Annotated in this window: 18 protein-coding genes; 9 read left to right on the top strand and 9 right to left on the bottom strand. The window is 37.8% G+C overall.

What is annotated here, in order from left to right; genetic code table 11:
- Positions 1-68: 68 nt before the first annotated feature.
- On the bottom strand, positions 69-1,580 hold the full coding sequence (locus tag AC1RJ8_RS12935) for a DUF1501 domain-containing protein (RefSeq protein WP_492954003.1): 1,512 nt from the start codon (positions 1,578-1,580) through the stop codon (positions 69-71).
- A gap of 11 nt (positions 1,581-1,591) precedes the next feature.
- Positions 1,592-4,330, bottom strand: coding sequence for a DUF1553 domain-containing protein (locus tag AC1RJ8_RS12930; RefSeq protein WP_492954004.1), 2,739 nt, complete (start codon positions 4,328-4,330; stop codon positions 1,592-1,594).
- A gap of 220 nt (positions 4,331-4,550) precedes the next feature.
- Here AC1RJ8_RS12930 and AC1RJ8_RS12925 point away from each other — a divergent pair, with 220 nt between their 5' ends.
- A complete protein-coding gene (locus AC1RJ8_RS12925; RefSeq protein ID WP_492954005.1) occupies positions 4,551-5,435 on the top strand; it encodes an AraC family transcriptional regulator in 885 nt (294 codons plus the stop codon).
- Positions 5,436-5,484: 49 nt separating this feature from the next.
- On the opposite strand, the gene AC1RJ8_RS12920 is transcribed toward AC1RJ8_RS12925, so the two are convergent.
- Together AC1RJ8_RS12920 and AC1RJ8_RS12915 are read right to left on the bottom strand one after the other, a co-directional pair.
- Positions 5,485-6,363: a hypothetical protein gene (locus AC1RJ8_RS12920; RefSeq protein ID WP_492954006.1), complete on the bottom strand. Its 879-nt coding sequence runs from the start codon at positions 6,361-6,363 to the stop codon at positions 5,485-5,487.
- Positions 6,364-6,521: 158 nt separating this feature from the next.
- Positions 6,522-8,336: a MutS-related protein gene (locus AC1RJ8_RS12915; RefSeq protein WP_492954007.1), complete on the bottom strand. Its 1,815-nt coding sequence runs from the start codon at positions 8,334-8,336 to the stop codon at positions 6,522-6,524.
- A 112-nt stretch (positions 8,337-8,448) separates the two neighbouring features.
- Between AC1RJ8_RS12915 and rlmH the strand changes: the two genes are divergently transcribed.
- Both rlmH and AC1RJ8_RS12905 read left to right on the top strand, forming a co-directional pair.
- Complete coding sequence (gene rlmH, locus AC1RJ8_RS12910; protein ID WP_492954008.1) at positions 8,449-8,922, top strand: 23S rRNA (pseudouridine(1915)-N(3))-methyltransferase RlmH; 474 nt, start codon at positions 8,449-8,451, stop codon at positions 8,920-8,922.
- 64 nt (positions 8,923-8,986) lie between these two features.
- Positions 8,987-9,115 carry a hypothetical protein gene (locus AC1RJ8_RS12905; protein ID WP_255352031.1) on the top strand — a complete coding sequence of 43 codons (129 nt, stop codon included), beginning with the start codon at positions 8,987-8,989 and terminating at the stop codon, positions 9,113-9,115.
- Between the two features lie 61 nt (positions 9,116-9,176).
- Here the strand turns inward: AC1RJ8_RS12905 and AC1RJ8_RS12900 are convergent, their stop codons facing one another.
- Both AC1RJ8_RS12900 and AC1RJ8_RS12895 read right to left on the bottom strand, forming a co-directional pair.
- Positions 9,177-9,719, bottom strand: a complete 543-nt coding sequence (locus AC1RJ8_RS12900; RefSeq protein WP_057932097.1) for a DUF5606 family protein — start codon at positions 9,717-9,719, stop codon at positions 9,177-9,179.
- Positions 9,720-9,870: 151 nt separating this feature from the next.
- Positions 9,871-10,332, bottom strand: a complete 462-nt coding sequence (locus AC1RJ8_RS12895; RefSeq protein ID WP_086547682.1) for a peptidylprolyl isomerase — start codon at positions 10,330-10,332, stop codon at positions 9,871-9,873.
- A gap of 233 nt (positions 10,333-10,565) precedes the next feature.
- Between AC1RJ8_RS12895 and AC1RJ8_RS12890 the strand changes: the two genes are divergently transcribed.
- Complete coding sequence (locus tag AC1RJ8_RS12890) at positions 10,566-11,747, top strand: asparagine synthetase B (protein ID WP_492954219.1); 1,182 nt, start codon at positions 10,566-10,568, stop codon at positions 11,745-11,747.
- A 284-nt stretch (positions 11,748-12,031) separates the two neighbouring features.
- Positions 12,032-12,772 carry a porin family protein gene (locus tag AC1RJ8_RS12885; protein ID WP_492954009.1) on the top strand — a complete coding sequence of 247 codons (741 nt, stop codon included), beginning with the start codon at positions 12,032-12,034 and terminating at the stop codon, positions 12,770-12,772.
- Between the two features lie 68 nt (positions 12,773-12,840).
- On the opposite strand, the gene AC1RJ8_RS12880 is transcribed toward AC1RJ8_RS12885, so the two are convergent.
- Genes AC1RJ8_RS12880 through lpxK form a run of 3 tightly spaced genes read right to left on the bottom strand, consistent with a single transcriptional unit; the run spans position 12,841 to position 16,697 of the window.
- Positions 12,841-14,847: a putative porin gene (locus AC1RJ8_RS12880; RefSeq protein WP_492954010.1), complete on the bottom strand. Its 2,007-nt coding sequence runs from the start codon at positions 14,845-14,847 to the stop codon at positions 12,841-12,843.
- Between the two features lies 1 nt (position 14,848).
- On the bottom strand, positions 14,849-15,664 hold the full coding sequence (locus AC1RJ8_RS12875; protein WP_492954011.1) for a purine-nucleoside phosphorylase: 816 nt from the start codon (positions 15,662-15,664) through the stop codon (positions 14,849-14,851).
- Entirely contained in the window at positions 15,636-16,697 is a 1,062-nt protein-coding gene (lpxK, locus tag AC1RJ8_RS12870; RefSeq protein ID WP_492954012.1) for a tetraacyldisaccharide 4'-kinase, read from the bottom strand. The genes AC1RJ8_RS12875 and lpxK overlap by 29 nt, the downstream gene beginning before the upstream one ends.
- 279 nt (positions 16,698-16,976) lie before the next feature.
- Here lpxK and AC1RJ8_RS12865 point away from each other — a divergent pair, with 279 nt between their 5' ends.
- The 4 genes from AC1RJ8_RS12865 to AC1RJ8_RS12850 all read left to right on the top strand — a co-directional run bounded on the left by AC1RJ8_RS12865 (position 16,977) and on the right by AC1RJ8_RS12850 (position 21,554).
- Positions 16,977-18,116, top strand: a complete 1,140-nt coding sequence (locus tag AC1RJ8_RS12865; RefSeq protein WP_492954013.1) for a sterol desaturase family protein — start codon at positions 16,977-16,979, stop codon at positions 18,114-18,116.
- 544 nt (positions 18,117-18,660) lie between these two features.
- The gene (locus AC1RJ8_RS12860; RefSeq protein WP_492954014.1) at positions 18,661-19,791 is read left to right on the top strand and encodes an NAD(P)/FAD-dependent oxidoreductase; all 1,131 of its coding nucleotides are present in this window, start codon (positions 18,661-18,663) and stop codon (positions 19,789-19,791) included.
- Positions 19,792-20,505 carry a methyltransferase domain-containing protein gene (locus AC1RJ8_RS12855; RefSeq protein WP_492954015.1) on the top strand — a complete coding sequence of 238 codons (714 nt, stop codon included), beginning with the start codon at positions 19,792-19,794 and terminating at the stop codon, positions 20,503-20,505.
- Positions 20,502-21,554 (top strand): type III polyketide synthase, encoded by a 1,053-nt coding sequence (locus AC1RJ8_RS12850; RefSeq protein WP_492954016.1) that lies wholly within the window; start codon positions 20,502-20,504, stop codon positions 21,552-21,554. Before AC1RJ8_RS12855 ends, AC1RJ8_RS12850 begins: the two co-directional genes overlap by 4 nt.
- The last annotated feature ends 8 nt before the right edge of the window (positions 21,555-21,562 follow it).

The following is a 21,562-nucleotide window of genomic DNA, read 5'->3' as shown; positions in this document are numbered from 1 at the left end:
TAGTTTATTGGTAACTCATCGGGTTAATCGGTTAATCGACTGCAGACTTCGGACTTCCGACTTCTGACTTAAGCAACAATCTCTGAGATCACCTTACCTGCCACATCAGTTAACCTAAATGGCCGTCCCTGGAAAGGATAGGTAAATTGTTCGTGATCGAAGCCCAACTGGTTTAAAATAGTGGCTTGAATATCGAAGGCATCAACTTTTCCACTTACTGCACTGTAGCCAATTTCATCTGTTTCGCCGTGCGTAAATCCTTTTTTTATACCTCCACCGGCCATCCATATGGTAAATGCTTCTGTATGGTGATCTCTACCTTTAAAGGGGTTTTGTATGCCATTTCTGTTTTCCATCATTGGCGTACGCCCGAATTCACCACCCCAAACTACAAGGGTTTCTTCCAATAAGCCGCGTTGTTTTAAATCGAGCAATAAGGCCGTAATTGGCCTGTCAATGGTTCGGCATTTATTCTTGAGTCCGATGTTAAGCGAGTTGTTTGGATTATCGCCATGCGCATCCCATCCCCAATCGAATAACTGCACATAACGCACCCCCTTTTCTACCAGTTTACGGGCAAGCAACACATTATTGGCAAAACATGCTTTACCTGGTTGTGTACCATACATTTCGTGGATGTAGGCTGGTTCATCATTGATGTTCATCACCTCTGGTGCTGATATTTGCATGCGGTAAGCCATTTCATACTGTGCTATCCGCGATAAAATTTCAGGATCGTTATACTCCTGATATTGTTGCTCGTTGGCTTTATTAATGGCTTCGATAGACGCTTTTCTCAAATCCCGGTTCATTCCATCCGGATCTTTTATAAACAATACCGGGTCTCCTTCACTTCTACATTGTACTCCTTGATAAACAGAGGGTAAGAAACCACTTCCCCAAACACTTTTTCCGGCATCAGGGAAACTACCTCCACTGGTCAATACTACATACCCTGGTAAATTCTGGTTTTCTGATCCCAAACCGTAGGTTACCCAGCTTCCCATACTTGGCCTGCCCAATCGCGGTGAACCTGTATGTACCAACAGCTGCGCCGGGGCATGGTTAAACTGATCTGTTTTTACAGCTTTCAAAAAACTTACCTCATCTACCATGGTAGAAAAGTGTGGCAGATTATCACTCACCAAGGCACCTGATTGGCCATATCTGGCAAAATTAGCCTGTGGACCCAGCATTTTAGGCACTCCGGTTATAAAAGCAAATTTTTTCCCGACGAGTAATGACGGAGGGCAATCCTGGCCATCCATTTTCATTAGCTCCGGTTTAAAATCAAACAACTCTAATTGAGATGGAGCACCTGCCATGTGCAAATAAATTACACTTCGTGCCTTACCAACAAGTGGTGGCGATTTTGGCAACAGCGGATGTGCGGGATCGTAAGCGATTTTGGTTTGTGGACTCGAAAAAAGATTACCACAGCTACCCAATAACGAACCCATTGCCAAAGCACCCAAACCCATTGCACTTTCTTTTAAAAAATGGCGTCGCGAGTGCAGGCGTGCATTTGCTTCATGTGCTTCTTTAATTAACCTATGTGCGTTTAATTCGTCTCTTGTCATAACCGGTCAAATCAATTTTTGGTAACCACTTCATCCAGATTAAGCATTGCGTTGGCTACTAGTACCATTGCTGCTTCCTCTGGCTTAAACTTCTTTTGTTTATCGCCCATAAATGCCGATACACTTGCCGAATTTTTTCTAAACTCGCCAAAAGCTTTGGCATACAGTTCTTCGAATACTTTTAATCTATTTTGAGGAATCGTTTTATATAAGATCAATTCATAACCCTTTGCAATTTTTGATTTGCTGGTGCTTCCACCCACTTTTTCCATACGTACAGCAAGTTTTCTTGCCAAATCGATATAAACACTATCATTTAAGGTTACCAGGGCCTGTAACGGCGTATTGGTTCGGATACGGCGCGGACTACAAACCACTCGCGATGCACCATCAAAGGCAATAGCTGATGGATATGGGGCTGTTCTTTTCCAATAAGTATAAATTCCCCTGCGGTATTGTTCTTCTCCACCGCTTAGTACCCATTTAGCACCACTATAAGGCGAGAACCAAATGCCTTCAGGCTGCCAGGGCATTACAGGTGGCCCGTACATTTTATTACTTAACACCCCACAAACAGCAAGACTCTGGTCTCTTATTTGCTCAGCACTTAACCTGATCCGGGAACCCCTGGCATAAAACTTATTGAACAGATCTTTTTCTTTCAATTCCTCAGTTACCTTACTATCTTGTCGGTAGGTAGCCATCATCACCAGTTCCTTCAACATTTTTTTAACACTCCAGTTGTATTTATACATGAACTGATAAGCCATAAAATCTAAAAGTTCCTGGTGCGTAGGAGCCATTCCCTGAGTTCCCATATCTTCTAAAGTTTCTACCAAACCGGCTCCGTATAACTGCTCCCATAGCCTGTTCACCATTGTTCTCGATACAAGAGGATTTCTTTTATCGGTAAGCCACATGGCTAATCCCATTCTGTTATCAGGTGCATTTTTAGGCATAGCAAAAGCTAAAGAATTAGGTACGCCAACTTTAACTTCTTTCCCTTTCGATGTCCATGCGCCACGCTCAAACACATAGTTTTTACGCTGCATACTCAATGGATTTTCGACCATAATCGGCGTTGTTGGCACCTTCGCATTCATTAAATCAGTAAATCTTTTTTTATTGACCAAATACTCGGGTTTACCCTTTCCAGGAAACTGTTTGGTAAAATAAAACCAATCGAAGTACACCATAAATTCGTCAGGATTTTTTACCGAAGGATTGGTGTACTTTAAATACACATCCTTTACCCCGCTTTGCTTTGCAAAATCTATTTCTATATTTTCATAACCTTTAGTTTGGGCGAGTTTCCACGATTTTACAACAGGGCCGTTTGGTGAGCCTAAATGTAAACTCATCATACCGTCAGGTTTACTACAATTGTAGCGCAAAATCAAATGATCAACATGATTGAGGTCGACTGATTTTAATCTTGCTGTAGAGCTATTTTTAAAATATAATGCAATGTTATTATTACCGATTACCGAATTTACCAATTCATCGGCTGTTGTAGAGTTTATTGCCGGCTGACCCGTTTTTAAGAATAAATCAACTTCAGCCGCTCTTTCTTTACCCGCAACAGTTTTAACCCAGCTGTTTAAATGATTGAGCTCGTTTTTAAGGCTATCATTAAAATCTTTAAGTAATGGATATTCTGCAGAAACGTCTTCATCCCTCGTATTGTTAAAATACGACATGAATTTATAATACTCATCATGTTTAAAGGGATCGTATGGATGGCTATGGCATTGTACACAAGAAAAAGTTGTACTCATTAATCCTTCCCAAGTGGCATTTACCCGATCTAAAACCGCGGCCGTTCTAAATTCTTCATTATTGGTACCACCCTCATCGTTGGTTGGGGTATTTCTGCTAAAAGCCGTAGCAATATATTGGGCATCTGTTGGATTTGGAAATAAATCTCCGGCAATCTGATCAGTAATAAATCGATCGTATGGCATATCGCGATTAAACGCTTTAATCACCCAGTCGCGATAACTCCAGATGTTTCGGTTAGGATCACTCTCATAACCTTTAGTATCAGCATATCGCGCGATATCCAGCCACATCGATGCCCACCGTTCGCCAAATTTAGGCGAAGCCAACAAGCTATCAACCAGCACATTGTAGGCTGTTTGTTCATCTTTACCGTTCAAATAAAATTTGGCCAGTTTATCTGATGGGTAAGTACCGATCAAATCTAAACTTACTCTCCTTAATAAGGTAGCCTTATCAGCAGTTTTAGATGGCTCCAGTTTATTTTCTTCCAGCTTTGCAAAAATAAATTTATCCAGATCGTTGCGTACCCAATCATTATCCACATCTGGCAATTCAGTCTGTTTTACACTAACATAAGCCCAATGGTCGCCCCATTTTGCACCTTGTTTTATCCAAGCACTCAAAATATCAATTTCATCATTATTTAAAGCGGGGTGCTTATATGGCATTCTTTCTTCAGGATCGTTTGATTTTAAGCGTTTGATAAATTCACTATCCTCCGGATTACCTGGAATAATTGCGGCTTTGCCACTTTTGGTTTTAGCCAGCGCCTCTTCCCTAAACAACACACTAAAACCACCTTGTTGTTTAACCCCACCGTGACAAGAGATACATTTTTTGTTTAGAATGGGCTTAACCTGCGTATTAAAATCGATCCGTTTCTCTGACGAAAAAAGCGAAATGGCTATTAAGGTAATTACAACCAGTATAAAGCCTGATGCAAATAATATTTTCTTTTTCAATAACATTTTGGTTAGAAGAAATTTATGCTAATTTTTAGTGCGCTTAACTTGTATACAAAGTTAAATTAAGCTAAACATTTGTCAAAAATTACAACAGAGGCGACTATCAGCCTAGATCGCTAAGATTTCGCTTCCTTTAAATCAAAGATCAAGAAAAAAATAAAACACAAAAATGTATTAACTTGCTCAAAAAATGGATTATCTTACTTTTTATTAAGAATTAATAATGGAGAAGCCCCAAGTAGGAAAGAAAAATAGTTTTGATTTTCAAAAAGCCTTTATCATTCCCAGGAATGTACTTATAAAACAGTGTACTAAAAATGAAATCATAAACAATTTATTTATTACCGATATTGGTTATTATCGTAAGGCATTGAATCACTATATAAAAAGGAGCAATGGCTCGGAACAGCATATTTTGATTTATTGCGTAGAAGGAAAGGGAAACGTAGAATTTCACGATACTAATTATCATATTGAAGCAGGTAATTTCATTATTATTCCAAAAGCAACGGCACATACTTACCAAGCTGACCCAACATTACCATGGACTATTTATTGGTTCCATTTTTCGGGAACCGGTGCTGATCAATTGGTTGCTTCGTTACAGAATTATAAAGCTTATGCAGGTTTTAGTGAAGAACGGAACATATTGTTCGATACGATTTATAACCGATTAGAAAGAGGTTTTAGCAGAGAAAATATAATTTATGCCAATTTATGTTTCCACCAATACATTGCTGAAGTTATTTATACCGACAAACATCTCGTAAACGATAAAATTATGGAGCCTGATAAAGTTGAAGAAGTTATAGATTTTATGCGGAAAAATATTGAAAAGATGCTTAGTTTAAAGGAAATGGCCCTAGCTGTTTATCTTTCACCCTCCTATTTATCGGCTATTTTTAAAAAGAAAACCGGAACCTCCCCTATCGATTATTTTAACCAGCTCAAAATTCAGAAAACAACACAATATCTGCTGTTCACCAACCTGCGGATTAACGAGATTGCCAAAAAAATCGGCATTAACGATCCTTATTATTTTAGCCGGCTCTTCTCAAGCATCATGGGCATTTCGCCAAAACAATACCGCGATAATAGGTTTAATTAAGACATTTTGGGACTGCAGTCAAACGTAATTATCTAAGAGGATTAATATTTCAAACCATTCTTTCCGAAATATAATGACCAATATCAAAATTTGCCCAAATAATTTCCCGATCCACCATGGTGAAACGTTGATAGTGATTATATATTGATGCCACCTTAAAATCTGGCTCCATAACCAGCCACCACGTTTTACTATCGGATTTTAGATCCACGCTAACTAAACAATACATCTCTTTTATCTCATCCAATGATTTTTCAAAGTTGGTATTCTCGAATCTTTTAAAAATTAAATATTGCAACTTGGCAATTATAGCGTCATAATCAGAGGCTAGTTTTTTAACAAGTTCAACTTTATCATCTATTTGCTGCTCTTGGTTTTCTGTACCAATTGATAATTCAATATTATGATAAGGATGAAGATTTGGCACTACCCCAAACCAGTTTTTATCTTTTCTGCTGTAGGTTAATCGTCCAAAAGGTTCAACAATGATGCTTTTAGAATCAGTATATACACTTTCTTCTTCTTTCCGAAGTGGGAATACCTTTAAACAAATAAACATGGTCAAAACCGAAGGTCCGTATGTAACGACAAATTCATCAACACTAAGAGACATTAACTTTCCAAATACCAATAAGTAAAGCATAAAAAATGCTATTGAAACCATAAGCGCATTATTTATAATCCTCTTTTTATTATAAACTGATTGTGCTATGCCATTAATTTTACGCATATTAAATAATAATGCACAGAAAGTTAAAGCGATAAATACGGCGGCGTCTTTTAGATCCAAATAAACATTAGCGCTATAATTTGAAGTAATAATTGGCAATATCTTAATGTATGCCATCATAATTCCAAAGGTTACCGGAAGACTTAGCAATAAGGTAGTTAATGTTACTTTTAATGTATAAATGAGGGCCTGTTTCATGAGAAATTGTAATTTAGAAAAGTTTTTAGCATTTTGTTAAATGTCACCTTGCAGTCAGATGTTACCATCTAATTGGCAGTAAATATATACGATTTACAGCTTTAAACTTCCAATCATTGTCAGATGGTAACATCTGACACCACGGAATTTATTAAAAATTAATCCAAGGTCAAGCCAATTTCCTTCAGCAAAATAGCTGCATTAAAAGTCTTACATGGTCCGTGTTTTAGTAAATAATCAAATTTCATTTCGCCTTCGGTAATCTGTATATCGAAATGGAAATTACGGACGGTTTCAGGGTGATCGATAATCAGATCTGCGAGTTGTAGATCGTGTGTAGCAAAAAGTGCAGGTGTTTTTTCGGTAATCAGCTTTTGTATAAAAACTTTCGAGCCCAAATATTTATCACGGCTGTTTGTACCCCGCAGCATTTCGTCAATCAATACAAAAGTATCTTTGTCTTCAACTACATTATCTAAAATCATTTTCAGCCGGTTGAGCTCTGCCTTAAAAGTAGAGGTACTTTCGTTCAGCGAATCTTTAATCCGCATATAGGTATTGATCGAAAAAACCGACAATTGCATGGTTTTGGCACAAACCGGCGCACCGTTATAAGCCAATATCATATTAATACCCAAAGTACGTAGAAAAGTGCTTTTACCGGCCATGTTAGAGCCCGTTACAATATCTACAGTTGGTTTTGCTTCTAAATGAAAATCATTATCCACCCGAACCTGCTCGTTAATAAGCGGATGACCAATATGAGTGGCGGTTAATGCAAACTGATCGGCAAGCACCGGGAAAACCCAATCTGGCTGGTTATAGGCTGTTGTAGCTAGTGAAATCAGCTCTTCAAAATCACCTAAATGGTCAAGGGCCGAAATCACATCCCTTGAAGAAGATTTATACCAAATATCTAAACTGATGCAACATTTTAAATCCCAAAGCAAAAGCGCATTCAATACACCACCAACCAGGAGATTCAGCCTGGCATCAAAATTCTGGATAATTTTAGAAAGTGCTTTAATTTCTTTGCTTACCGGGATTTTTGAATCTAATAAACCTAAGGTATAAACGCTTTTCCAGCTTTGATTCTCTGTCCATAAAATAGCACTGGCATAACCATTTAACAGATTCGAACTTCCGCCAAAGGTGTAAAAAACCTTGTTAATTTTTGAGCCCAATAAAACATTCCATCCTGTGTGGATGACAAATAGAAGTGCCAATATTTTCCAAAAAGCAGTGCTAATAAGAACTGCCGCTAAAATTAAACCAACAGAAATATAAGGCACCAGCTTTACATAAAACCTCAAAAAACTACCCTTTACAAATTCCAATTGTGCACCCAATTGGTGTTTAAGCTGAATTTTAATCTGCTCTATTTTATTGGGATCGTAGCCATGCAGATTAGCCCTGAAACTATAGGTTTCTGCTATCTTTTCTCTTATTTCTTTTATGGCTTCCTGGCGGAGTAATATCTGATCCCTAGTCGGTTTTTCTGCAAAATTTTTAGCCAGCAGGTTATTTCCGCTTTTGGTACTACAACGGTTAATCAGTGCAAACAGAGATGCGCTACCAAAAATATCAAGATCAGAAGTATAAGGATGCAGCTCAGATTCGAAAGCTTTACCATGGTCGTATCCGTTAGCGGCACCATTTAAAACATTCCACTCATTCTGATAAACCCATAGGAGTTGCTTTTTATAATCGATTTCGCGGTCGAGCTGGCTTTGTCTGCGGACGATAAAAACGAAAGCAATTACAGGCAGCAGCAAACAAATCTGAATTAATGTCCGCAGGCTGTCGTCTGCCGATTGCAGTAGTAAAACGAAAAATAAAATTTCGGCGAGGAATAAACCTATACGCATTAAAGAAAGCTGATCGATCCGTTTCCTGGTCTGATCTATATCTGCTGTAACCTGTTTAATTTTATGATCGTAATCGGCTATTATTTCTGCTTGTTTTTTTAACATGGTATCGCTTCGGTGTATCTATTTTCGAAGGTATAAGATCGATAGATTGTCTTTTTTGTTACAATTTCTCTAAGTTTGAATCTCGAAATTCTAAAGATAGGCAAAATATTAAATGAAGATTACACTGATCACCATTGGCAAAACAGAAGATAAATATCTAATTGAAGGAATTGATAAATACATCAACCGCTTAAAGCACTATATTAACTTTAGTTTTGTGGCTTTGCCAGATGTTAAGAATGTTAAAAACCTAAGCGAGGCCCAGCAAAAGGCAAAGGAGGCCGAACTGTTGCATAAACAAATTAACAATGGCGATGTTGTTATTTTGTTGGATGAAAAAGGAAAAAAATATTCATCAGTAGCGTTTTCCAATTATTTAAATAAACAGATGGTTGGTAGTGTGCAACATTTAATTTTTATTATTGGCGGCCCTTACGGATTTGATGATACCATTTACAGAAGGGCAAACGGGTTAATTTCGCTGTCTGATATGACCTTTTCACATCAAATGATCAGATTGTTTTTTGTAGAGCAGCTTTACCGGGGATTTAGCATTTTAAAAGGAGAACCTTATCATCACGCTTAGAGATAGACAATGTGAATGAGATATGGAAAAGGCGAATAAAAATCATCATTAAATAAAAGAAACAATGTTACTAGATAAATATAAAAGGGAATACAGATATAAAAGCAATCAGAACGGCAACAATAAATACCTGTGGATCAGCATCATTGCATCATTGGTTATTGTAGCTTTGCTTTATTATTTCTTCGATTAAACCCATAAAAAAACACCAGACAAATTGCCTGGTGTTCGCTATCATTTCGGTAAATAAAAGCTTAAACGCCTTTTTTACTGGTCATGCTTGCTTTTTTAGCTGGAGCTGAAGTTTTAGTAGTTGCTTTAGCACTTGCTGATGCCTTAGATCCTGTAGCTTTTTGTTTTTTATCTGAAGCTGCTTTTTCTTCCGATAACTTAACTTCTGCCGGTGTACCTGGTGTTTCCGGAGTTTCTTCAGTAAACAATGGCAGATCTTTTAATAAGTTATACCAAGTGATAATCTTCTTCATATCAGAAGCATAAACTTTCTCTTGATCGTGACCCGGAGCTACTTCAAGAAAGTAGGCGCGTAAATCGCCTTTCAAATCTGGAGTAGATCCTTTTGCTGAAATTTTAGCAAAAATATCTGCTAATTTAATTTCCTCATCTTCGCCATACACGGTAATATCTTCTAACGAAGCTAACTTTGTGTTGGTGATGTTGGCAACAACTTTAGTTTTTTGAGCATCTAAGCCCTCTAAAATGTAACCTACTTTATTTTGTCCAACCAGTTTAAATAAACCTGGTCTGCCAGATACGGCAACAATTCCTCTTAAATTCATATTTTTTTTGAGATATGAGATTCGAGATATGAGATATGAGAAATCACTCAGATCAAATAACTAAAACTCTTTGTTCAATTATTAAATGAGATAGAGCATCAATCAGAGAAATCAAGTCTCAAATCTAATGTCTCAAATCTCGTATCTATTTTTAATCTTCTAAAACTTCAATGTTTAAAATCTTATCCCCTTGGCGGATATCATCTACAAGGTCTACATTCTCCACAACTTTACCAAAACAAGTATGGTTACGGTCTAAGTGAGCAGTATTTGTTCTGCTGTGGCAGATAAAAAACTGTGAACCACCAGTATTGCGGCCAGCATGCGCCATAGATAAAACACCACGATCGTGATATTGATTTTCTCCGTCTAATTCGCAATCAATTTTATAACCTGGGCCACCGGTACCTGCTAAATGTGCTTTAGCCGGATCTTTTGAATTTGGACATCCGCCCTGAACCATAAAGTTAGGAATTACACGGTGAAAAGTAACACCATCATAAAAGCCCTCTTTAGCTAGTTTTTTAAAGTTTGCAACGGCTTTCGGCGCATCATTTTCGTAGAATTCTACGGTCATATCGCCTTTTTCTGTTTTTATTATTGCTTTACTCATATCAATATCGGTACTAATTTTAAATTTTATTCACCTAAAAAACAATCGTATTTTTTTAGTAGAGGGCAAAAATAACAAAATTGTATAACTTATAACATCATTAAATTTTTCTATACAGTTTAAATGCGGTATTTTAGTGTTTTAAGCATACCGATTTGATAAAGAAATATTATATCCTGCTCATTTGCCTGCTTTGCTCCCTGGGGCTAAGGGCTTCTTCTTTGTTAATTTATATGGATGAAGACCAAAAAAACCACCTTAAAGCATATGGTATTGCCTATTGGACCATCAGCAAACAACTGGAGGTAGATTGGCTCTTAAACTATCGCGGCGGCAGCTTTTTAATTAAATATAACAAAACGGTTGAGGATGAGCTTAAAATCCGTGGCGTATCGTACGAAGTAATGGCTGATGGGAAGGTGACCAACCTTTTAAACGAAATCAGCGATCCTGCGGTGAATATGGAGATGGTTAAACTGGAGAAAACACCAAAAATTGCGGTTTACTCTCCAAAAAGCAAATTACCCTGGGATGATGCCGTTACACTCGTTTTAACCTACGCCGAAATCCCGTACGATGTAATTTATGATGATGATATTTTACAGGATAAATTGAGCAAATACGACTGGCTGCACTTGCACCATGAAGATTTTACCGGGCAGTACGGGCGCTTCTGGGCCAATTTCAGGTATGCAACCTGGTACCAGGAAGATGTTAAAAACCAGGAAACCTTGGCTAAGCGCATGGGTTATAAAAAGGTTTCTGAAATGAAATTAGCCGTTGCCAAACACATTAAAGAATACTGTGTTGGTGGAGGTTTTTTGTTTGCCATGTGCTCGGGCACTGATAGTTTCGACATTGCCCTTGCTGCTGATGGGGTAGATATTTGCGCCCAAATGTTTGATGGTGATGCTGCAGATCCGAATGCACAAAGTAAACTGGATTTTAATAAAACCCTGGCCTTTCAGAATTTCAAGCTAGATAACAATCCAATGAACTATGAATTTTCAGATATCGACGCTACGCAAACCCGTACACTGAACCAAACCAACGATTACTTTACTTTATTCGATTTTTCGGCTAAATGGGATCTCGTTCCTACCATGCTTACCCAAGATCATGATAAGGTGATTAAAGGTTTTATGGGGCAAACCACAGCTTTCAGAAAGAGTTTAGTGAAAACAAGTGTAACTGTTCTGGGTGAAAATAAAGGTGCTGCAGAGGTGAGGTATTTACATGGAGAAATTGGCAAAGGTCAGTTTACTTTTTATGGTGGGCACGATCCGGAAGATTATCAGCATGCTGTAGGTGACCCGCCAACAGATCTAAATCTACATCCAAATTCCCCTGGCTATCGTTTAATCTTAAATAATGTTCTTTTTCCAGCTGCGAAAAAGAAACCACAAAAAACATAATTTTTAAGAATTTAACTTTTGGCATTATTTCTTTCCCGTTTAAAAAATTGTTAATTCTCCGCTGTATTCCTGTTATGTATACAGTAAATCAGGCCTGATACCGTTACTTAACCAAATCGTATTTATACTTAATTACTGCAAAAACCACACTGAAAACCAGCGCATTAGCCAGTCGTTTGTAACACACTTGATACTTTGGCACAGCTTTTGGAATTGAGACTCGTAATTAACAACGGGTTTAAGCCCAAAATTTTTAAACAAGATTCTTCTAAAAGAAAAATATTATGAAAAAGTTATTATTAAGCGCTTCAGTTTTATTATTAGCAACAGGTGCATTTGCACAAACAAAAATGACTGGTGAAACTTCGCGTTTTGGGATAAAAGCGGGTGTTAACCTTTCAAAGTTCCATGCAGGAGGCGATGATGCCGGAGCCAATAATTTTAATGATAATGCAAAAAACAATGTTGGCTTTAATGTGACCGCATTTGGTGATTTCGGTGTAGGAAATAATTTCTTTATCCAACCAGGTGTATCATTACAGAACAAGGGTAATAAATTCGAATCTGTAAATACAGCAACCGCAGGAAACAATACCATTACGACTACATCTTCTGTTAAAACCAATTTAATGGCGATTGAGGTACCTGTAAATGCGGTATTAAGAATTCCTACCGGTGATGCCGGCGCAGTTCAGATCAGTGCTGGTCCGTATATCGGTTTTAACATCTCTGGTAAAGATAAAGGAGAAAACACGGTTACAACAGTGAACAACTCCAACAATACCAGTGCTACCGTTACGACTTCTAATGATAGAGACTTAACATTTGGTAGTGCGAGTGATAAAAACTATAACAGCACAGAATTTGGTGCAAACTTTGGCTTAGCTTACCGCACAAATTCAGGATTTTTAGTGGGTGCCAATTATGGTTTAGGTTTAACAGATTTAACACCTAAAGACAGACAGGCCAATTCTAATAAATTAACTAACCGTGTATTAGGTTTCTCAGTTGGTTATTCTTTCTAAGCGAAAGGGCCTTAAAAGCAAAAGCCTCCCGGATTATTAAATCGGGAGGCTTTTTTATGTTTTATTATTTAGTCGTAAAAGTTCCAGCTTACGCCAAATTTTAATAAGGCATCTTGCATGGGGTACCTGTTTACAGTGTAATAACCTGGTTGAAATAAACCCTGATTTACAAAATCATATTTAACAAAAATATTGGCCCTTTTTAAATTTGCTTTAAAGAAGACATCAATTACTGGTTTTGAAGCCAGGTTGGTTGGATTGCGCTCATCAATATAAAACTGCGCTGTTGCAGGTGAATATAAGTAGTTTGCATATTCAGAATTGTATCTCACATCAAATCCCACATTAGCCTTTAATACTTTGAAAAAAGTATTATCAAAATAAATACTGTTATAAGTATAAAGTTCAGGCGTTCTTAACACTGCGTTTTTATCTGTTTTTTGATAAGCGATATAATTTTCCATTACAAACTTGCCAAACCTCGATTTCTTTGATACATCCAACCTGATTAAGCTAATATCAGCAGTAGCCTGTTTTGGTAAAATGGCATTTGTACCATTGGTATAGTCGGCGGCAAAATAAACGTAGTTACTGGTTAAGAAATATTTGGCTCCGGCAGTAAAACCATACTTATCATTGATATAGTTAAATGATAAATTAGCAACCTTAGTGTTCTTAAAATCGCTGTTTGTCCATTGGTAATGATTGCCATGATAGTAATTAAAAATAGCCGCTGGCGATTGGTTTTGTACATAGGCCCCCAACTCAATCCTTCCTATGGTTTTACCTAAAAGAATTTTACTTTTTGCCTCATATAAATAATCGCCTGCATTTTCACCCTGCAAAATTTGCTGTACATCTAAATTGAAATCGATATTGTTGGAGAACCGGTAGCCCGCTGCACCTAAAATGGTAATGTTTTGATAAGCAAACCTACTGCGCTCGTAATTGGTTGCATCTTGTTTTATACCAAAATATTCATGCTTGTAATAATCGTGTCTTATACCTGCATCAACCTTCAGTTCATTTTTAATAACCGAACTATTTTTTGGTCTTAAAAAGAAACTATAAATAAATTCATTTTTGATATGTTGTACATGGGTCGAATCATTCGTAAATATTGTGCTTGCAATTCCAGGAGGCAATACATGATTAACATCCGTTCCATTTTTGTAAAAATCGAAACTGTCGTTATTATACTCAAACGTATACGAAACCTTATTGGTTGGTAAAACAGCATTGTTCACATTTGCAGAGGTATCTATCCTGCCTACATAATAAGTTTGCTTTAAAAAAACGGTGTTTTTACGGTACAAATTTCTTGAATCTGATAAATTTATCGGTTCTGCCTCTCTTGCAATTTTTGTATAATCTGGATCGAATAAACCTGTAGCTACTGTAGAGCCGTTCTCGTAGGCGCGCATGGTATTAAAAATTGCCGATGCCCACATATTATAACGTTTGCTTGGCGATTGGTACCATGAAAATACAGCAACATTCAAATTATCGCCGCGTTGCCTGGCGTAAAAACCTCTGGAATCGCCACGGTTAAAGTTAACCCCAACATTCCAGTTTTTTTTAACATTCTGTGTGTGGATAGCCCTAAAAAGCTGCTCTTTTTGTCCGGCACTAACAAAATACAAGCTGGTAAAAGGGGTTCTGGCCTGATAATAAATGATATCTTCAGGTGTTAAAGCATAATAATCAAGCGAATGAAATCCTGCATCAAAGCCAATTCTTTTACTAGGCTCGTATAATAATGGCCTTGCTGCCAAGCCCATATTACCATTGCTTATGGTTGGATGCAAGGGCTGCAAAAGCGGGCTATAATTCTGGATATTCGTAGTTGAAGTATCTAAAGGCAACAGCACAATACTGTCTTTAGTTAATGATAACTTGGTAAACCTGATATATTTTGCGGTAAAAACGACAGAATCCTTCCCCGAGTCTAGTTTCTTCCGAACAGAATCCAATTCCTTATTGGTACCAACACTCGTTTTTAAATCTTGTGCAAAGGCTTTGTTAATGCCTAACAGCAGTAAGAGAAAAAAACAGATTTTAACGACTTTATGCATCTTATAGTTCAGAAATTAAGCGGGTTAAAATCTCTGTCATTTTAGGCTCGGCTTTGGCTGCTGCTGCTAAAATTTCATCTAAATTAAAAGGTTGCAGATCTTCCGGGAAACCCTCATCCGTTAACACTGAGATGGCAAAAACAGGTAAACCAGCATGATTGGCCACAATAACTTCAGGCACAGTACTCATACCAACCGCATCAGCACCAATTAAACGCAGGTACTTATACTCCGCTTTGGTTTCTAAATTTGGTCCGGAAACGGCAACGTATACTCCTTTATGACAGTTAATGTCAACACCCTTAGCTATTTCCAATGCTTTAGCTATGATATCGCGTTTATACGGCTGGCTCATATCTGGAAAACGGGGGCCTAATTCGCTTTCGATTAAACCCCGCAATGGATTATCAGGCTGCAGATTAATATGATCCTCTATAATCATTAAATCACCTTTTTTAAAGTCAGGATTTAACGAGCCAGCAGCATTAGATACAATTAAGTTTGCTATACCCAAACCTTTCATTACCCTAACCGGGAAGGTAATCTGTTGCATGCTGTAACCTTCGTAATAATGCAAGCGCCCTTGCATGGCAATAATTTTCTTCCCGTTCAATGTTCCAAAAATCAGTTTCCCGCTATGAAATTCTAAAGTAGAAATTGGAAAATTGGGAATATTAGAATACATCAATTGATGCTCAACTTCAATTTCTTTTACCAAGCCACCTAAGCCAGTACCTAAAATAATACCTATTTCTGGCTTAAAGTTCTCTGTTTTACGTTTTATGTATTCAACGGTTTCTTCTATTGCTCTTAACATAGTTTAAAATGAGTTCGTCAAAGGTAATCTTATCTTCTTCAAATAATTCAACCTCTATGGGTAAATAATATACAGGTAAATCTACCAGTAAATCTTCAAATCCGGTAGCTCTTAAACGCTTGCTATCCTTTTCTGTTGTGATAATGATTTTATCTTTTTTAGTCCCCGCTAAAAAAACCGATTTAAACTTCTTAATATCATCATTTTTAAAAGCATAATGATCCCGAAATTCTTCGTGTTTAATGGTTTTCGTATATTTTTCAAGCTCTTCTATTAAGGGAGCAGGATTTGCAATTCCGGTGAGCAGGAAAATTTCGAAATCTCTAATCGATTCGAGCGTACGGCTTTCGTTATGATATAAATGCATAAGATCGCCATACTTGAGATAAGAATGTAATACGGGTTGATTGGCATTTGGCTGCAGTTCATTTATAGCGGCCTGTTGGGCAACATGTAGCAAAGGAACCGGCGATTTTGTGACCAATAATATGTCGGCCCTTTTACGCGAGGAGAAAACATCTCTTAAATTTCCCGCCGGCAACAAAAACTGTAAAGTACCCAACTTTCTAAACTCGAAAAGCACAATATTAAAACCTGCCCTTACCGCGCGGTGCTGAAAGGCATCATCAAGGATAACTAAATCATGATTCTCTTTTAATTGCTTAATCCCATTTACACGGTCTTCGCAAACAGCAACCGTAACACCTGTAAATTTTTGGTGGTACTGTAATGGCTCATCCCCTATCGTTTCGGCCGTTGCAGCGCCATCGGCAACAATAAAACCTTTCGTTTTCCGGCCATATCCCCTACTGAGTATGGCTATTTTATAACCGGCCAGCAACTTCACTAAATATTCTGTTGTTGGTGTTTTGCCCGATCCGCCAACGGCTAAATTACCTACACAGATTACTGGTAAATCGAACTTTACAGATCGCATCAATCCCCAATCATAAAGTTTTTTACGGAGGATAATAGCCATCCCATAAATGATCGAAAAAGGGAGCAGTAACAGGCGTAGATAGTTCAGTAGCATATCGTGGTTTCAAAAATACTGATTATTTAAAAAAGAAAGGCATGGCTTAGGTCAATGCCCGATTAAGCAACCGTTGAGCGGATGAAATGGTTTGCAGGAAAAGGATTTAGTCTAAAGTCGGTAGTCCGGAGTCCAAAGTCAATTAACCTGTTTGAAGTTTCGAATCAGTTACCCATTTAAACACTTAGCCGATTAACCACATCGACTAACTAACAAATTTTATTCGACTATATTTTATCTTTTTTTATTATCATTGTTATCTATCAAAAACATATTTTAATGTCTCCGAACAAAAGATTAGTAGTGGGCCAAGGCCAGATTAGTGGATATATTTCTATTTTTTTAGCTGTATTGGCGCTTTTAGGTATTCTTTGTTTTCATTATCCAGAAAAGCTTACCACCCCCGAATTCCGCGAAATTTACACAAAAAACAGTATGGAAGCCTTAATGCTTGGAGGCGTTATTGCAGCATTCTTCTTTTCACTGTTAAGCTTAATCCTCAGTAAAAAACTAAAATGGGCCTGGCCAGGCTTTGTGCTTGGCGCTTCAGCCGTAATCTTCGGCGCTTTAAGTGTAGAAGGTAGAGATGTAGCCAAATCGGGCTGGCATTTTGGCCTTGACTGGATGATTTTAGATCTTCTATTAATGGTTGCCATTTTTGTTCCCTTAGAATTGTTTTTCCCAAAAAATAATGAGCAAACCAAATTCCATGAAGAATGGCGTACCGATTTAACTTATTTTGTAATCAGTCACCTATTTATTCAATTTTTTGGCATTGTAACCCAAAAACCTGCCGTGTTATTTTTCGGTTGGATGGGTTTAGATAAACTGCACACCTGGGTACAGGGCCTCCCATTTATAGTCGCCCTTTTTTTGGCTTTTTTCAGTACCGATTTGTTTCAATACTGGGCACATCGCTTTTTTCATACCCGCGTGGCTCTTTGGCGTTTCCATTCCATTCACCATTCTACACAAAATATGGATTGGCTGGCCGGAAGTCGTACACATTTTATCGATATATTTTTCACCAGGGCAATGACTTTTATCCCGCTTTATGTTTTGGGCTTTTCGTCAACCGTTTTCAATGTGTACATTATATTTATTGCGATACATGCAGTACTCATCCATGCCAACACCAGGATTAATTTTGGTCCGTTAAAATACATTTTTACAACACCGCAATATCACCATTGGCACCATTGCGAAGATCCTAAATATTATGGCCACAATTTCGCCTCCATATTTCCCTTTATTGATATGATGTTTGGCACCTATTATTTACCTGGCAAAGAATGGCCCGCCGGAACAGGTGTACACGAAGCTTCGTATCCGAAAGGTTTTGTTAAACAATCTATTTATCCATTTACAAAAAGCCCTTTTGATACCGATTTGAATATGGAAGAAAGAAGTGATAGATAGATGCTAACGCTCATTTCTAACGAGCGTTGAATATTTCGTCGTTTTAAACGATGGAATCGTATAGCTATTTCTGCACTCGTTTGGAAACGAGCACAAACGAAAAACTACTGTCAGATGGTAACATCTGACAGCACATTGAAATCAAGGCAGGCGGGGGATGATATTTCATCAGGATTATTAGGAAAGCAAGGCCGGCAAGCATGATTAATGTTAGTCGGGCTTTCCGCTAAATCTTTTGTTTTGAAGAAAAACAAAAGTATACCGCTGCAATCCCGTTTAGTCAGTAACAGTGGTGCTACTATTATAGGTTTTTGAAACTAATAGAACAAAAGATAAAATCGTAAAGCTATTCTTGTACTTATTGGGAAACGAGCGCAAACGAAAAAATGAAACTGTCAGATGGTAACATCTGACAGCACGTTAGCACATTGCACACCCAACTCGGTGCCCGCTGTGTTTTTCTCTCCATAATCGCTGTGGTTAAAGATATCAAAGTGGAACAAACACCCATTTAAAATGTTATCTTAGATTTCCATCTCATTATATGCAGGCCGAAACAGAAATTTTAATTATTGGTGGTGGATTGGCAGGTTTAACAGCGGCACTTCACCTGAATAAGGTGGGTTTAAATGTTACGTTGATCGAAAAAGATACCTATCCCCACCATAAAGTATGCGGCGAATATATTTCGAATGAGGTGCTCCCCTATTTTGAATGGCTCGGTCTGGATATTGAAAATCTTGCCCCCACATTAATCAGCGACCTGCTTTTCACTTCCCTTTCTGGCAAAAGCATAAAAACTAAATTACCCCTTGGCGGCTTTGGCTTAAGCAGATACACCATCGATCATTATCTCTATACCGAACTGATCAGGAGAAAAATAAATGTAATTCATGATCGCGTTGTACAGATTAACTTTGCCAACAATCAATTTACAGTAGCAACAGCAAACCACGCTTTTGTTGCAACTTACATCATTGGCGCTTATGGAAAAAGATCAACGATTGATGTTAAGCTAAACCGGAGTTTCATCAATAAACGATCGCCCTATCTGGCAGTTAAAGCACATTACAGAGCAGATTTTCCAAATAATCTGGTTAGCCTGCATAATTTTGAAGGCGGCTATTGTGGCGTTTCTAAGGTCGAAAATGATCAACTGAATATCTGTTATCTGGCCAACTATGAGCGTTTTAAAAAGTACAAAAATGTACCTGCCTTTCAAGAAAATGTGCTCTATAAAAACAGGCATCTGAAGTCTATTTTCGAAAATGCAACCAGTTTATTCGATGCGCCATTAACCATTAGTCAGATTTCTTTTGAAGCTAAAGAACCTGTGTACAATCATATTTTAATGATTGGCGATACTGCCGGATTAATTCATCCACTTTGTGGAAATGGTATGGCCATGGCCATTCAGAGTGCCAAAATTGTTTCAGAACTTTTGCATCAAAGAATGGAGGGAAAAATGAGTTCGCGCGTAGCATTGGAAAAAACTTATACCGCACACTGGAACAGGGAATTTAAAAGCCGCTTAAAAATGGGCAGCATATTATCTTCTTTGCTGATGAACAATAAATTCGAAAGTTTAGCCATGAATGCATTGATTAAAATGCCCTTTCTGCTCCATAAAATAATTAAACAGACACATGGTAAACCGATCAAGATTTCATCATAAATGCCAATAGATACCAAATATAGAAGCACAGCCCCCGAGATTATGGATGATTTCGCTATGGAAGGTGAGATATTACGCGATGCGCTGGATAAAATAGCCAGCATTAATCAGCTCCTTGGTGGTAATAAAGTTACACTGGATGGGATTAAAAGCTTAATCAACAGCAAACCAAAAGACGAGGTTATTCGTATTACTGATATTGGTTGTGGAAATGGAGATATGTTGCGCACTTTGGCAGATTATGCAAATAAACAAGGTTTGCACTTTATTTTAAAAGGGATAGATGCCAATAAGTACACTATAAATCATGCGCAAAGTTTATCTAAAAACTACCCCAACATAACCTACTCCTGTAGCGATATTTTTGATGATTTAAGTAAAACAGAACCTTGCGACATTATGCTTTGTACTTTAACCCTACATCATTTTAAAGATGAAGAAATTATTGGCCTGCTAGAAAATTTTAAAAGATCAGCTACAATGGGTATTGTAATAAACGACCTGCAAAGAAGTGCAGTGGCATATTACCTGTTTAAAGCATTGTGTTATATATTCCGTTTAAACGATATGTCGAGAGAAGACGGCTTAGTATCCATTCTGCGTGGGTTTAAAAGAGCAGATTTGCTTAAATACAGCAAACAATTAAAGCTAAAATCGAGTTCAGTAAAATGGAAATGGGCTTTCCGCTACCAATGGATAATTAAAACAATATGAGCGTAACCGTAAAAGCAGTAAGTAAAGCCCTGCCCGAATTTTGGAGGTCAACCGCTGAGATTTTACCCTTTCTAGATATTTGGCTAAAAGATCAGGATGATCGTTTTAGCCGAAAGGTAAAAAAGATTTTTGAAAACGCCGCAGTAGATAAAAGATACTCGATCATGTCTCCCGAAGAGGTTTTTAGTGATTTAAGTTTTGAGGAACGAAACAACATTTATGTAAGAGAAGGGATAAAGCTCGGTGCCAAATGTTTGGAAACTGCACTCGAAAAAGCCAACTGGCAAGTTCAGGATTTAGACTACATCATTACCGTGAGCTGCACCGGTATCATGATCCCCTCTTTAGATGCTTACCTGATCAATCTGCTCAAACTACGTCAAGACATTGTTCGTCTACCTGTAACTGAAATGGGCTGTGCCGCTGGTGTATCAGGCATAATTTACGCTAAGAATTTCCTGAAAGCCAATCCAGGCAAACGCGCAGCAGTTGTTGCGGTAGAATCACCAACGGCAACCTTTCAATTAAACGATTTTTCGATGGCCAACATTGTAAGCGCAGCAATATTTGGCGATGGTGCCGCCTGTGTACTGTTAAGTTCGAATGAAGAAGATAGCGGGCCGGAGATTTTAGCCGAAGAAATGTACCATTTTTATGATGCTGAAGAGATGATGGGATTTAAACTGACCAACAAAGGACTGCAAATGGTGCTGGATGTAGCAGTTCCAGAAACCATTGCCAATCATTTTCCAGCTATTATTCATCCTTTTCTTTCCAAAAATGGCCTCGACATTAATAATATAAACCATTTAATCTTCCATCCGGGTGGAAAAAAGATTATCCAGATTGTTGAAGAATTATTTGGCCAGCTAGGCAAAAATATAGACGAAACGAAAGAAGTTTTAAGGCTTTATGGAAACATGAGCAGCGCAACAGTGCTCTATGTTTTGGAACGGATTATGGATAAAAAGCCAATGCCCGGAGAAAAAGGGTTAATGTTAAGCTTTGGTCCTGGATTTTCGGCGCAACGCATACTTTTACAATGGTAATCATTCAA

The organism is Pedobacter sp. GW822-FHT03F06 (assembly GCF_058801365.1).
This window is presented reverse-complemented; position numbering and strand designations above follow the sequence as displayed.